The sequence below is a fragment of the Lacrimispora xylanisolvens genome, assembly GCF_002934545.1.
Taxonomy (GTDB): domain Bacteria; phylum Bacillota; class Clostridia; order Lachnospirales; family Lachnospiraceae; genus Lacrimispora; species Lacrimispora xylanisolvens.
The window spans coordinates 1-14,053 of record NZ_PTJA01000011.1; the positions used below are offsets into that span (position 1 = coordinate 1).

12 protein-coding genes are annotated in these 14,053 nt (G+C 43.9%); all 12 read left to right on the top strand.

The genetic code is table 11. The annotated features are described in order from the left end of the window. Positions 1 to 162 precede the first annotated feature (162 nt). The 12 genes from BXY41_RS18530 to BXY41_RS18585 all read left to right on the top strand — a co-directional run bounded on the left by BXY41_RS18530 (position 163) and on the right by BXY41_RS18585 (position 14,014). Complete coding sequence (locus BXY41_RS18530; RefSeq protein ID WP_104438362.1) at positions 163 to 2,118, top strand: methyl-accepting chemotaxis protein; 1,956 nt, start codon at positions 163 to 165, stop codon at positions 2,116 to 2,118. 368 nt (positions 2,119 to 2,486) lie between these two features. After that, entirely contained in the window at positions 2,487 to 3,167 is a 681-nt protein-coding gene (locus tag BXY41_RS18535; protein WP_104438363.1) for an amino acid ABC transporter permease, read from the top strand. Next, positions 3,127 to 3,804, top strand: coding sequence for an amino acid ABC transporter permease (locus tag BXY41_RS18540; protein ID WP_104438364.1), 678 nt, complete (start codon positions 3,127 to 3,129; stop codon positions 3,802 to 3,804). Before BXY41_RS18535 ends, BXY41_RS18540 begins: the two co-directional genes overlap by 41 nt. Positions 3,805 to 3,806: 2 nt before the next feature. Beyond that, positions 3,807 to 4,559: an amino acid ABC transporter ATP-binding protein gene (locus tag BXY41_RS18545; protein ID WP_104438365.1), complete on the top strand. Its 753-nt coding sequence runs from the start codon at positions 3,807 to 3,809 to the stop codon at positions 4,557 to 4,559. A gap of 18 nt (positions 4,560 to 4,577) precedes the next feature. After that, positions 4,578 to 5,456, top strand: a complete 879-nt coding sequence (locus tag BXY41_RS18550) for a cysteine ABC transporter substrate-binding protein (protein ID WP_104438366.1) — start codon at positions 4,578 to 4,580, stop codon at positions 5,454 to 5,456. Between the two features lie 104 nt (positions 5,457 to 5,560). After that, positions 5,561 to 6,178: a TetR/AcrR family transcriptional regulator gene (locus tag BXY41_RS18555; RefSeq protein WP_104438367.1), complete on the top strand. Its 618-nt coding sequence runs from the start codon at positions 5,561 to 5,563 to the stop codon at positions 6,176 to 6,178. 98 nt (positions 6,179 to 6,276) lie between these two features. Next, a complete protein-coding gene (locus BXY41_RS18560) occupies positions 6,277 to 8,070 on the top strand; it encodes an ABC transporter ATP-binding protein (protein WP_104438539.1) in 1,794 nt (597 codons plus the stop codon). Next, the gene (locus BXY41_RS18565) at positions 8,063 to 9,808 is read left to right on the top strand and encodes an ABC transporter ATP-binding protein (RefSeq protein WP_104438368.1); all 1,746 of its coding nucleotides are present in this window, start codon (positions 8,063 to 8,065) and stop codon (positions 9,806 to 9,808) included. Before BXY41_RS18560 ends, BXY41_RS18565 begins: the two co-directional genes overlap by 8 nt. Before the next feature lie 87 nt (positions 9,809 to 9,895). Continuing rightward, positions 9,896 to 10,270 carry a desulfoferrodoxin family protein gene (locus BXY41_RS18570; RefSeq protein ID WP_104438369.1) on the top strand — a complete coding sequence of 125 codons (375 nt, stop codon included), beginning with the start codon at positions 9,896 to 9,898 and terminating at the stop codon, positions 10,268 to 10,270. A 91-nt stretch (positions 10,271 to 10,361) separates the two neighbouring features. Beyond that, positions 10,362 to 11,525 (top strand): DUF4317 domain-containing protein, encoded by a 1,164-nt coding sequence (locus BXY41_RS18575; protein WP_104438370.1) that lies wholly within the window; start codon positions 10,362 to 10,364, stop codon positions 11,523 to 11,525. Positions 11,526 to 11,594: 69 nt separating this feature from the next. Continuing rightward, complete coding sequence (locus tag BXY41_RS18580) at positions 11,595 to 13,349, top strand: restriction endonuclease FokI C-terminal domain-containing protein (protein ID WP_104438371.1); 1,755 nt, start codon at positions 11,595 to 11,597, stop codon at positions 13,347 to 13,349. After that, positions 13,346 to 14,014, top strand: a complete 669-nt coding sequence (locus BXY41_RS18585; protein ID WP_104438372.1) for a Crp/Fnr family transcriptional regulator — start codon at positions 13,346 to 13,348, stop codon at positions 14,012 to 14,014. Before BXY41_RS18580 ends, BXY41_RS18585 begins: the two co-directional genes overlap by 4 nt. The last annotated feature ends 39 nt before the right edge of the window (positions 14,015 to 14,053 follow it).

The following is a 14,053-nucleotide window of genomic DNA, read 5'->3' on the forward strand; positions in this document are numbered from 1 at the left end:
TAAAAGAATTTTACAATAAAGTAGCACAAAGAAAAACCCCAAACCCCTCATGAGTGAGGGGCAGGGGAGTTGAGAGTGTCGAAGACACTTTTTTACTCCGGAGATTTAAAGCACCAGGGTGTTTACTTTCCGGACTATTTAACGGAGGAGGCGTAAGTATTTATGAAATACTTAAAAAGCAAGCTTATAGTTTTTGTTTCATTGTTATTGGTTTTAACAGTTGGATTTCTAACTGCTCTCACTTCTATTTTTCATTATCAGAGTTCTATTGAAGAAGCGAAGAAGAATTCATCCTATCTGGCAGCATCGTATCAACAGGGAATTGATTCTGTACTTGACATCTACAGGAACCAGATTAAGATTACTGCATCAAAGAGTTTTCTGACAGACGGAAAAACTTCTGCAGCAGAGCAGAAGCGTCTTCTGGAAGAAGAAGCACAGGTCTCTGGTTTTAATTATATTACAATCGCTGATTCCAATGGGAACAATGATAAAGGAGATCAGATTGGAGATCAGGAGTTTTTTAAGCAGGCGGTAAACGGAGTTACTTGTATTTCCAGTCCACTTGTTAAGGGAGATACTGATATCGTGTTCTATATTGGGGCTCCCATTGGCAGCACTGGAAAAGTGCTTTACGGTCTTCTCCCTTATAAAGCGTTCAGCGATGAACTGACAAAGATTAAGATTGGAGAAAGCGGATATGCATTTGTTACAGATAAGGCAGGAAAAACTGTGATTCATCCAGATGCCGGCAACGTAAGTAATCCAAAGGATTACTTTGAACTGGCAAAGCAGGATCCCTCCTATGAGCCAACCGCTAAGATTTTTAAGGCCATGATGGATGGGAAGACAGATACGGGATTCAGTTATTACAACGGGGTCCGCCGTCTGGTGGGATATACTCCTCTTAGTGGTCCGGAGGGCTGGTCTGTGGCTGTGACAACTCCATTGACTCAGATTGAAGGAAATGTCCGCCTTACTCTGCTGATGAGTGTGATTACCGGTCTGCTTCTACTTGCAGTATCCATTCTGATTGTAAGAGTCTTTGCACAGCGGATCACGAAGCCGATTCTTGAGGCAACCCAGCGCCTTGAGCGTCTGGCTCATGGCGATTTACAAGATGATGTGGAACTCACCAAAGGAAAAGATGAAAGCGCCCGTTTAATTCTTGCACTTCACAATACCATCAGAGAGCTTCGTTCTTATATCATGGATATATCCCATGTGCTGAATGCTGTGGCTAATAGCGATCTGACGGTTACAAGTTCGGTGGAGTACATGGGAGATTTTGTTCCTATCCAGACAGCCCTTAAAAAGATCCTGTCTTCCCTTAACGCCACGTTGAAAAACATCGCCTGTTCAGCAGAACAGGTTGGTGCAAGCTCCGCCCAGGTCGCTTTGGGAGGACAGAATCTGGCTGCCAATTCCACGGAACAGGCGGCTACCACAGAGAGCCTGGTTTCATCTCTGGAGACGGTCTCCAGTCATATAAAGGATAATGCCCAGTATACCCTTACCATTAAGGATATGACGGAGTCAGCAATTCTTGAGACCAGACAGGGAGATGAGGAGATGAAGAAGCTGCAGGAATCCATGGTAAGCATTGATTTTTCCTCCAAGAAGATCCAGGAGATCATACATATTATTGATGATATTGCATTCCAGACCAATATTCTGGCATTAAATGCCGCCATAGAGGCAGCTCGTGCAGGAGAAGCAGGAAAAGGATTTTCCGTTGTTGCAGATGAGGTGAGAGAGCTGGCTGGAAAAAGTGCAGATGCTGCAAAGCAGACTACGGATTTAATCCACAGCACCATGGAATCCGTTGCCCAGGGAAAACGAAACACAGAGTCCACTGCTGTAGTATTTGAAAAAATTGTGGAGCAGACCAATACAATCGATACACTTGTATCCAAGGTATACCAGTCATTAAAGAGACAGGCGGACAGTGTGGCTCAGTTAGAAGATGGTATGCAGAAAATATCCATGGTTACCCAGTCTAACTCAGCAACAGCGGAAGAAAGTGCCGCCACCAGTGAAGAATTGTTAAGCCAGATGCAGATGTTAAAAGAGCTGATTATGCAGTTCCAGCTTTCTGATACAAGAGACCAGCTTTAAATTCTTTCTAATAAATAAGATATGCCCTGATAAGCGGTTAATAGCTGCTTACCAGGGTATTTTTTTGTGCCAGCTATTTTCCGATAAAAAATAATTGACAAATAGTTTTCATCATAGTATTATACATATATAAATAGTATGTTTATAGGGAGAATGAAAATGAATCATTTATTTATGGTGGTACTGGAAAATATGAGGCTGAGTTGCTTTTGCTGTAGATGCTTCGCAAGAAGAGATACGGTTTTTTCCAGTGCGCATATGAATATCTGATTTCCTGCAAATTCCTGTGACAGACCAGACATGGAAAAAGGGGGGCAGATGGGCGTTCATCTGCTTCCTTTTTTCATGAAATCAAAGGAGATACCAATATGGACTTTGAATTTATACGTGCGTATGCGCCGCTTTACGCCAGTGCCGCAGTCTTAACACTGACCATTGCATTTTTTGGAATTTTGCTGTCAGTTGTGATCGGTCTGCTATGCAGTCTGGTAAAGATTTTTAAAATACCGGTATTAACAGCCATTGTGAACGGGTACATAGAGATATCAAGAAATACACCCTTGCTAATCCAGCTGTTTTTCCTGTATTTCGGTCTGCCTAAAATTGGAATTGTACTAAGCTCTGAGACTTGTGCCATTACAGGTCTGGCATTCCTTGGAGGAAGTTATATGGCGGAGGCATTCCGCACTGGAATTGAACAGATTCCAAAGATCCAGACAGATTCCGGTTTAAGCCTGGGTATGACGGGACTTCAGATATTCCGTTTCATTATACTTCCCCAGGCAATCGCAACCAGCGTTCCGGTCTTCTGTGCCAATATCATTTTCCTGATTAAGGAAACCTCTGTATTCAGCGCAGTTGCCCTTGCAGATCTTATGTTTGTGGCAAAGGATCTGATTGGTATTTACTATAAAACAGATGAGGCACTTTTCATGCTGGTCATCTCGTATTTACTGATTCTTCTGCCAGTATCCGCTTTTTGTACCTTGTTGGAAAGGAGGGTGCGGTATGCAGAATTTGGGAATTCAAATCCTGTTTCAGGGAAATAATTTTTTAAGGCTGTGGGAAGGCTTATGGGTTTCATTAAAGCTTGCGGTTATGTCCATGTTTTTTTCCATCTGTCTTGGAATGCTGTTTGGCATGGTAATGACCAGTACCAATAAGCTTGTACGTTTTTTCTGCCGTCTGTATCTTGAGACAGTACGGATCATGCCCCAGCTGGTACTTTTGTTTCTGGTTTATTTTGGGGCGGCAAAGCATTTAAATGTGAATTTATCAGGAGGAACCGCCGCAGTGCTGGTATTCACCTTCTGGGGAACTGCCGAAATGGGGGATCTGGTGCGGAGTGCACTGGAGTCCATCCCTGTTCATCAGTATCAGAGTGGTTATGCCCTGGGTTTTGGTAAGATTGGCGTTTACCGCCATATCATCATACCTCAGACCATTCGCCGGCTTTTACCGTCCATGATGAATCTTCTGACTAGAATGGTTAAAACCACATCGTTAGTGGTTCTGATCGGCGTAATTGAAGTGGTCAAGGTAGGAAAGCAGATTATTGACGCCTCCCGCTATACAGTTCCGGATGCAGCTCTTTGGGTATACGGCGTTATCTTTATCATGTATTTTGCAGTCTGTTATCCATTTTCCAGGGCAGCGGCTCTGTTAGATAAGAAATTGAGGGATTGATTATGAATGTGGAAGAAATTTTAAAAACGGAGCAGCTGAATAAATCCTATGAAAATGGGTTAAAGGTTCTAAACGACATTACATTTTCTCTGAAAAAGGGAGAGGTGGTTGTAATAATTGGTCCTTCCGGCTGTGGAAAAAGCACCTTTTTACGATGTTTAAACATGTTGGAGCCAGTGGATTCCGGCACCATTCGTTTTAAAGACCGTGTCATTGACAGGGCGAATAAAGATGTTTATGAGTTGAGGCAAAAAATTGGAATGGTATTTCAAAGCTATGATTTATTTCCTCATCTGACCATTCTGGATAATATACTTCTGGCTCCCATTAAGGTTCAAAAGAGGGAAAGATCAGAGGTGGCAAAAGAAGCAGAGGAACTTTTAAAACGGGTCGGTCTGTCAGATAAAACAAAGGTCTACCCAAGACAGCTGTCAGGCGGGCAGAAACAGAGAGTTGCCATTGTGCGGGCGCTTATGATGCATCCGGAGATTCTTCTTCTCGATGAGATAACAGCTGCTTTGGATCCGGAGATGGTCCGGGAAGTTCTTCAGGTAGTGCTGGAGCTTGCCAGAGAGGGAATGACAATGGTGATTGTAACCCATGAGATGGAATTTGCAAAAGCAGTTGCAGACCGGGTTTTGTTTATGGATCAGGGAGTAGTGGTAGAAGAGGGAAGTCCGGAGGAGTTCTTTCGCTCACCCCAAACAGAGAGAGCAAAGCAATTTTTAAATATGTTTCATTATGAAGCTCGATAGAAAAGGAGGATATTATTTATGAAAAAGGGATTATTAAGCGCATTACTTGGAATTACCATGGCAGCGGGGATTTTAGCAGGCTGCAGTCAGGCAAAAGCACCGGCAGGAGCTCCGGCGCAGGAGGCTTCTCCCTCTGCAAAAGCCAGATCTCTTGATGAAATTAAGAAAGCCGGTACCATCCGCATCGGTGTGTTCAGTGATAAAAATCCATTTGGATATGTGGATTCCAATGGTAAGATCCAGGGATATGATGTTTATTTTGGAAAGAGAATTGCAAAAGATTTGTTTGGCAGTGAGGATAAAGTGGAATTTGTCTATGTGGAAGCCGCAAGCCGTGTGGAATACTTAAAATCTGCCAAGGTTGATGTCATACTGGCTAATTTTACAGTGACTGACGAAAGAAAAGAGCAGGTAGATTTTGCACTTCCTTACATGAAAGTTGCGCTGGGAGTGGTATCACCGGATAAGGCTCTGATTTCTGATGTTTCCCAGTTAAAAGATAAAACCTTAATTGTAGTAAAAGGTACGACTGCAGAGACTTATTTCTCCCAGAATCACCCGGAAGTAAAGCTGTTAAAGTTTGATGAGTACCAGGAGGCTTATGATGCTCTTGCCGACGGAAGAGGAGATGCGTTCTCCACAGATAATACGGAAGTTCTTGCATGGGCGATTCAAAACAAGGGATTTACAGTAGGAATTGAATCCATTGGAAATCTTGACACCATCGCTCCGGCAGTGCAGAAAGGCAATACGGAACTTTTAGAGTGGCTGAATGGGGAAATTAAATCATTAGCAGGAGAGCAGTTCTTCCATCAGGATTATAAAGAAACCTTAGAACCTGTATACGGAGATGAAATTGATCCGGAGAATCTGGTAGTGGAAGGCGGTCAGGTTTAGATTTAAATATTATTGAGAAAAAATAACCGGCAGGGCGTATTGACGCCCTGCATTTTTTGTATGATAATAACATCGTTATATAACAGTGTTATAAAGGAGAACAAATGAGTACTCAGGGAAATGATACACGCCTCGCTATCCTGGAAGCGGGGAAACAGGAATTTTTAAAATATGGTTATGAAGGTGCTTCCTTAAGGCGGATTGCAAAAGAGGCCTGTGTGACAACAGGAGCGATTTATGGATATTTTCCAGGCAAGGAGGCGCTTTTTGAGGAATTGACCGGAGATGCAGCAGACGGACTAATGGAAAAATACAGAGCGGTACATGTGGAATTTGCCGCACTGCCCCCGGAAAAACAGGCGGAAGCCCTTGATGTGATCTCCGATGATAATGTTCCATGGATGGTAAATTATGTTTATGACCGCTTTGATTTGTTTAAACTGATCTTTTGTAAAAGCAGCAAAGAATACTGTGACAGTTATTTAAGTGAGCTGACGGAGATTGAAGAAGCCTCAACCTGGGAGTTTGTAGAGGCGATGAAGGAACTGGGGCATGATGTCATGGAGATTGACAGCACCATCATTCATATTTTAGCACGATCGTTTTTCCAGCAGCTCTGGGAGTTTGTCGCTCATGATGTTCCCAGAGAGAAGGCTCTGTCTTATGGGCTGGTGCTTGGAACCTTCCAGCATGCGGGCTGGAAAAAAATTATGGGGCTTTAATGCTCCATATTATTTTGAACTGAAATTAGCTTAAACTAACTAATGGCCGAATAATTTCAGCCAGAGGAGGAAAAAAGGTGGAAGAAAAAAAGAATCTGATGACAGAACTTCCGGTTACCGGGAAGGTCACGCTCCTTACGTTTGCAGGGAGTTACAAATATTTAACGTGGCTGGGGTGTCTTCTGTCCGGAATTAGTGCCGTAATCGGGCTGTTTCCCTATTTATTTATGTGGAAGGCGGTAAAATCTGCAGTAACCGCCTGGCCGGATGTCCCCGCAGCAGGAGAGATGATCACTTATGGCTGGTATGCTGTTGGGGCAGCACTTGGCAGTATGCTGATTTATTTCGGTGCGCTTTTATGCACCCATTTGTCCGCGTTCCGTACAGCCAGAAATATGAAGACAGTGGCACTTCATCATTTAACAAGGCTGCCTGTGGGATATGTGAAACGTATGGGCAGTGGAAAACTGCGCCGGATTATTGACGATGGAGCCGGACAGACCGAGACCTATCTGGCTCACCAGCTTCCGGATCTGGCGGGGGCAATGGTGACACCAGTGGCCGTTTTGTTTCTCCTGCTGTTTTTTGACTGGAGATTTGGACTGATCAGTCTTTTGCCTATGGCAGTCGGGCTTTTTGTTTTAACCAGAGTGCTGATGGGAGATATGGAAAATTCCATGGCACAGTACCAGAATGCACTGGAGGATATGAACAATGAGGCTGTGGAATATGTGAGAGGAATTCCGGTTGTAAAAACATTTCAACAGAGTATTTTTTCCTTTAAAAACTTTCATGAATCCATACTCCGTTATAAAAACTGGGCAGTTAACTATACTGTTTCTTTGCGGATCCCCATGTGTGCCTACACCGTAAGCATCAATGGTATTTTTGCTTTTCTCATTCCGGCAGGTCTGATTCTGACCGCAGATTTAAGCCGTGGAACTTCTTATCTTAAAGTGGTTCTGGACATTCTGTTTTATGTTCTGTTTACACCGGTCTGCGTAACTATGATGGATAAAATCATGTGGACCAGTGAGAATACGTTAAAAGCAAAGGATGCCTTAAACAGGGTGATGGTTATAATAGAAGAACCGCCTTTAAAAGAACCGGAATATGGGGGAATTCCAAAAGATTCATCCGTGGAATTTAAGAATGTTACCTTTTCCTATGAAAAAGGAAAGGAGGCAGCTTTGCAAAATGTATCTTTTCAAATCCCTCAGGGCTCCACTGTGGCGATTGTGGGACCTTCAGGTGGAGGAAAAACCACGGCAGCCAGTCTTATTCCCCGTTTTTATGATGTTGACAGCGGAAGTATCTGTGTTGGTGGAGTCGATATCAGGGAAATGAATACGGAAAAACTGATGGAGAAGATCAGCTTTGTTTTCCAGGACAGCCATCTTTTTAAAGATACCATCCTGAATAATATCCGGGCTGCAAGGCCGGAAGCAACAAAAAAGGAAGTGGAGCAGGCGGTCAAAGCAGCCTGCTGTCAGGACATTATTGACAAATTCCCCGATGGGTATGAAACTGTGGTGGGTACCAAGGGCGTTTACTTATCAGGCGGAGAATGTCAGAGAATTGCCATAGCAAGAGCCGTATTAAAGAATGCCCCCATTGTTCTTCTTGATGAAGCCACGGCATTTGCTGATCCTGACAATGAATATCAGATCCAGAAAGCATTTGAAACCCTGGTTAAAGGTAAAACCGTTTTAATGATTGCCCACCGTCTTTCAACTGTCCGAGGAGCAGACCGGATTTTAGTGATGAATCAGGGACGGATCGAGGAGGAAGGAAACCATGAGGAACTGATTCAAAAGCAGGGGCTGTATGCTGCTATGTGGAAGGACTATCAGACCTCAGTTTCATGGAAAGTAGGTGAAAAACATGAGTAAGTATTTACAGAGACGGTTTGCTCTTAGTGAACAGGGAGGGAGAGATCTGACAAAGGCAGTATTTGCCTGTGCAGCGGCAAATTTAGGACTTATTTTTCCCATGGGACTATTAATTCTTTTTCTTGAGAAACTGCTGACGCCTGTAACAGGAGGAAAGGGAGTACAAATAGGACTTTTTGGATTTATCGGGCTTAGCATACTCTTTCTGATTCTTATTTTTATCCTTCAATATATACAGTATAATAGAACCTTTCTTGCTTCGTATCAGGAAAGCGCCAATTTGCGCATACGGCTGGCAGAAAAGTTAAGAAAGATTCCTCTGTCGTTCTTTGGAAAAAGGGATCTGGCAGATTTAACCACTACCATAATGGGGGACTGTGCCTGGATGGAGACTGCATTTTCCCACTTTATACCAGAACTGATCGGTGCCCTGCTTTCTACCGCCTTAGTAGGACTGGGAATGTTTTTTCTGGATGTGAAAATGGCTCTGGCACTTTTGTGGGTGATTCCTGCGGCATTTATGCTATCAGCGGGGACCAGACCTCTCATTGACCGGATGGAGCGGAAAGAAAAAAAGAAGAAGCTGGCAGCTTCCGATGGAATTCAGGAGTGTATTGAAAATATTCAGGATATAAAAGCCAATAACCAGCGGGAGACTTATTTAAAGGATCTGGATTCAAAAATCATTGCGGTTGAGAAAGGGACTGTCCGGATGGAAGTATTAAACGGCAGCTTTGTAACGGCTTCCCAGATGGTATTACGCCTCGGTATGGCAACAACCGTTCTTACGGGTGCATTTCTCATGACAGAGAGAAAGCTGGATCTTATGGTATTTCTTATGTTCATGGTTGCAGCTACCCGTATTTACGGTCCCCTGACCGGCTGTCTGAATAATTTATCGGCTGTCTATTCCACCCTGCTGCAGGTAGAACGAATGAAAGCCATTGAGGAGGAACCGGTACAGGAGGGGGAAGAAATCAGAAAACTCAGTGGATATGATATCGTGTATGATCATGTGGGATTTTCCTATCACCAGAATGAAACTGTACTGGAGGACATCTCTTTCTGCGCCAGACAGGGGCAGGTTACCGCACTGGTTGGCCCTTCCGGCGGCGGCAAAAGTACGGCTGCAAGACTGGCAGCACGTTTCTGGGATGTGGAAAAAGGAAGGGTTACCATCGGGGGAATGGATGTAAAGGGGATTGATCCGGAATATCTCTTAAAGCATATCTCTGTGGTATTTCAGGATGTGATGCTTTTTAACAATACAGTTATGGAAAATATCCGGATCGGCAGAAAGGATGCATCGGACAAAGAAGTCATGGAAGCAGCGAAAGCGGCTCAGTGCATGGATTTTATCCACCGGCTGCCGGAAGGTTTTCAGACCAGGATCGGTGAGAACGGGTCAGCACTTTCTGGTGGAGAGCGGCAGCGGCTGTCCATTGCAAGGGCGTTATTAAAAGATGCGCCAGTTATTATACTTGATGAGGCCACAGCCTCCCTGGACGTAGAAAATGAATCTCTCATACAGAGCGCCATATCAAATCTGATTCGGAATAAAACCGTTCTTATTATCGCCCACCGGATGAGAACAGTTGCCCAGGCAGATAAAATAGTGGTATTAAAAGACGGCAAAGTGGCAGAAGAGGGAAGTCCGGAGGTTCTATACAGGAAGAATGGAATCTACCGTCATATGACGGACTTGCAGAATCAAAGCCAGAACTGGTCAATCGGATAAAGGAGGATTGTGTTGTAAGATTGTGGGATTTATGGTATAATTACCATGCAAAATCACAGCAGTCAGAAGAAAAAGGAGGGTATTCACATGAAGTTTTTAAAGTGTAATCATTGCGGAAATATTGTAGCGGTTGTAGAAGAAAAAGGCGGTACAATTACCTGTTGCGGAGATAACATGCAGGAGTTGAAAGCCAATACCACAGATGCAGCCACTGAGAAACATGTACCGGTGATCGAAATCGATGGCCAGAGCGTTACGGTTACGGTTGGTTCTGTAGAGCATCCGATGCTGCCTGAACATTTCATTGGCTGGATTGTATTAGAGACAAAGATGGGCAACCAGAGAAAGATCTTAAATCCTGGTGACAAACCAGTTGCTAAATTCATGATGTGTGAAGGCGACGAGGTTCTGGCAGCCTATGAGTACTGCAATCTTCACGGATTGTGGAAAGCAGAGAAATAAATAGAATTAAAAAGCTCACAGACCTTTGGTCCGTGGGCTTTTTGGTCGTATCCAAGGAAACAGACAGCGTTAAGACAGGAGAGTACCTTTCATGAACAAGAAAGAAGCAAGCGAATTAAAAAAGCTTTTTACCCCGGCGAACTGCGCCATCAGCCGGATCTGCGGCTGCTATGTTGACGCAGAAAAGAATAAGCGGACAGAATTAAAGGAGGCCTTTCTCTCTCTTCCGGAAGAGGAAGCATTTAAATATTTTACCATTTTTAAAAGCGCCCTTTCCGGTACATTGGGAAAAAATCTGGTAAATATGGAATTTCCTCTCCATACAGAAGAAGAGGGCGGAACACAGAATTTTTTATTAAAACTAAGGGACAGCCAGTTAAAAGATGACAGCCTGATTGAAGAATTTTACGATAAGGTGATCGCAAGCTATGATTACGGCGAGAACTATTACATCATCCTGATTCACTGTGCCTATGATATACCGGCAAGATCCTCCGACGGACTGGAGATGTACGACGCCTCTGATTTTGTCTATGAATTTATCCAGTGCACCATCTGTCCGGTGAAGCTGTCAAAGGCAGGTCTTTGTTATAACTCTCAGGCCAATGTGATCGAGAACAGAAACAGAGACTGGATCGTGGAAGCTCCGGAGACCGGATTTTTATTTCCTGCATTTACAGACCGTAATACGGATATTCATGGACTTGTTTATTATTCCAAGAATCCGGAACTGCTGCCGGAACGAATGATCGACGAACTCTTAGGCTGCGTAATTCCAATGACAGCAAAGAGCCAGAAGGAGACCTTCCAGACCATCATTGAGGAGACTCTGGGAGAAAACTGTGATTTTGAGACAGTAAAGAACATTCATGAAACCATCAATGAGATGCTGGAAGAGACAAAAGATGAACCAGCACCCTTTACTATCGATAAATACCAGATGAAGAAGCTTCTGGAGAACAATGGCGCATCCCAGGAAAAGCTTGAGGAATTAGAGCAGCGGTTCACTCAGGATGAACAGGAGAAAAATCCGGGATTTCTTGCTTCCAATATTGTCAATGCAAGGAGCTTTGAAATCAAGACCACAGATGTGAGTATTAAGGTAGCACCGGATAAAACTTATCTTGTGGAAAACCGGATGATCGAGGGGCGTCCCTGTATTGTTATCGGCATCAGTGAACATGTGGAAATTAATGGTATTACTGTAAGACCAATTGCAGCCCAGCATTCTTACGAGGAAGAGCCAGAAGAATAGGGACAAAATATTTTGCCTATCTGTTATGGCTATGCTATACTGTAAGAAAACTACAGTGAGGAATGAAACGTGGCTGAGAGAACATTTGGCTGGGTACAGGAGGCCTATACCCTGGACAATTTAAAAAATGTGGTATCCGTATTTGTACCGGATTCCAGTATAAACCGGCTGCTGAAAACGGATAAGATTCCAAGACTCATTCAGGAAGAAGAGAAAAGAGATGAGTTTATAAAAGAACTGGACCAGGAGGAAATCCGCATTCCCTATACCCATTTAAAAGGAAAAGGAACACCAAAAGGCTATACCAGAAGCAATGCCCCCTGTTCCGGCATTATCCAGGCGGTTTTGCCTGGACAGAGAAAAGAATATCAGTCTGACTGGCCGGCGGATTCCTTTTTAAGATGGGCAGTCAGTATTGGTTTTCTGGACTATGACAGGACGTCTGATGAATGCTCTATATCTGACTTAGGAAGGCAGTATGCAAACGCAGAGGCGGGAAGCAAAGAGGAAGAAGAAGTATTAAAAGATGCCCTTCTTTCCTACCCTCCGGTATGCAGAGTGCTGTCTCTTCTGATGAAGGAAGGGCATATGACTAAATTCGAGATAGGAGCCAGGCTTGGTTTTATCGGAGAAGCCGGTTTTACTTCCATTCCCCAGTCCATGATTTTAGAGGGACTTGCAGCAGCGCAAGAGAAGGAAGAAAAGACAAAGCTGCTTCAGGACACGGAAGGAACCAGCGACAAGTACGTCAGAACCATTTGCAGCTGGTTAATTTCTGTCGGCTGGGTTAGGAAAACTCCAAAAGAGATACCCGGTCTTTATGACCACAAGGAAGAGACAGAGGTAATTCCCCAGTCGTATCAGCTGACACTAAAGGGAAGAACCATATGCAATCATATAACAGGAGTATCCAGATATAAAAAAGTGCCAAAGCGGGTGATGTGGGATATGCTGGCCACCAAGGCAGCAGACCGGGAATATTTAAGAAACCGGCGGGCTCATATTATATCGTGTCTGGAAAAATCGCCCCTCACCCCGTTGCAGATTCAGGAGTATTTAAGGCAGAAGGGGATAGAGGAAGAGGCAGAAACCATACTTGATGACATCAAGAGTCTGGAGAATATCGGACTGCAGGTCCAAAAGACCAGAGATACATACCGGATTACAGATGAGATTACAGGACTTCTATTTCCGGAAGCACAGTCTTTCCTCCCGGTAAAATCCCAGGTATCCATACTGAAGGATTATTTACGATCCTGCTTGTCGCATGTGGACCATAAGTATTTAATTCTGCTGGATTTAGGCTTTGACGGCACCTCCGACCGGGATTACGAGATTCAGACGGCCCAGCTTCTTACTGCAGAATTGTCCTTTCTTGGTGGAAGACTTGGAGATACCAGAAAGCCGGATGTCTGTATTTACTACGAAGACAACGGTCTGATCATCGATAACAAGGCTTATGGAAAGGGGTATTCCCTTCCCATTAAGCAAGCCGATGAGATGTACCGGTATATAGAAGAGAATAAGGAACGAAGTGAGCTGCTGAATCCCAACTGCTGGTGGAACATCTTTGATGAAGGCGTGAAAACATTTCGCTTTGCCTTTCTGTCCGGAGAGTTTACCGGAGGTTTTAAAGACAGATTAAACCATATCTCCATGCGTTCCGGTATCAAAGGGGCAGCGGTGAATTCTGCAAATCTGCTTATCATTGCAGAACAGTTAAAATCAGGTACGATGAGCTATGAGGAATTTTTTCAATTGTTTGATCAAAACGATGAAATTACAGTTCCACATCTATCATTACAGGGAGGTTTGATACTATGACACTGGGAGATTATCTTCCTTTTTGGAACAAACTTACAGAGAAACAAAGAGAAAAGCTGTCATCCAAATCCAAAAAATTAAGATTCGAAAAGGGAATGCTGGTACACGGAGAGTCCGATGAATGCAGCGGTTTTCTTCTTGTAACAGAAGGTCAGTTAAGAGTGTTTACCATATCGGATGAAGGCCGGGAACTGACTTTGTACCGGCTGTTTGATCGGGATATCTGTCTGTTCTCCGGGTCCTGTATGGTGAAGAACATTCAGTTTGATGTGACTGTGGAAGCAGAACAGGATACGGCAGTGTTCCAGATTCCAGCTGATATCTATCGTGATTTAATGGAAGAATCAGCCGTAGTCTCAAACTTCACCAATGAACTGATGGCATCCAGATTTTCCGATGTGATGTGGCTGATGGATCAGGTGATGAACAAAAAGATGGATGGAAGACTGGCTGCATTCTTACTGGAAGAGTGCAGGCTGAATGATACCATGGAGCTTTCCATCACCCATGAGCAGATCGCCCGGCACTTAGGCACTGCCAGAGAGGTGGTAACCCGTCTGCTTCGTTTGTTTCAGGGAGAGAGTCTGGTGAAGATTACAAGAGGGACTGTAGAGCTTCTGGATGAAAAGGGCTTAGAGGTGCTGGCTGCCCATAGTCTGAGATGAACTTGTATGTACTATTTAAAGAACATGAAAAATAAACTT

Bases quoted from the DNA above. Each gene is read 5' to 3' on its own strand.
- BXY41_RS18530 (WP_104438362.1), top strand. From the start codon at position 163: ATGAAATACTTAAAAAGCAAGCTTATAGTTTTTGTTTCATTGTTATTG.
- BXY41_RS18535 (WP_104438363.1), top strand. From the start codon at position 2,487: ATGGACTTTGAATTTATACGTGCGTATGCGCCGCTTTACGCCAGTGCC.
- BXY41_RS18540 (WP_104438364.1), top strand. From the start codon at position 3,127: ATGCAGAATTTGGGAATTCAAATCCTGTTTCAGGGAAATAATTTTTTA.
- BXY41_RS18545 (WP_104438365.1), top strand. From the start codon at position 3,807: ATGAATGTGGAAGAAATTTTAAAAACGGAGCAGCTGAATAAATCCTAT.
- BXY41_RS18550 (WP_104438366.1), top strand. From the start codon at position 4,578: ATGAAAAAGGGATTATTAAGCGCATTACTTGGAATTACCATGGCAGCG.
- BXY41_RS18555 (WP_104438367.1), top strand. From the start codon at position 5,561: ATGAGTACTCAGGGAAATGATACACGCCTCGCTATCCTGGAAGCGGGG.
- BXY41_RS18560 (WP_104438539.1), top strand. From the start codon at position 6,277: ATGACAGAACTTCCGGTTACCGGGAAGGTCACGCTCCTTACGTTTGCA.
- BXY41_RS18565 (WP_104438368.1), top strand. From the start codon at position 8,063: ATGAGTAAGTATTTACAGAGACGGTTTGCTCTTAGTGAACAGGGAGGG.
- BXY41_RS18570 (WP_104438369.1), top strand. From the start codon at position 9,896: ATGAAGTTTTTAAAGTGTAATCATTGCGGAAATATTGTAGCGGTTGTA.
- BXY41_RS18575 (WP_104438370.1), top strand. From the start codon at position 10,362: ATGAACAAGAAAGAAGCAAGCGAATTAAAAAAGCTTTTTACCCCGGCG.
- BXY41_RS18585 (WP_104438372.1), top strand. From the start codon at position 13,346: ATGACACTGGGAGATTATCTTCCTTTTTGGAACAAACTTACAGAGAAA.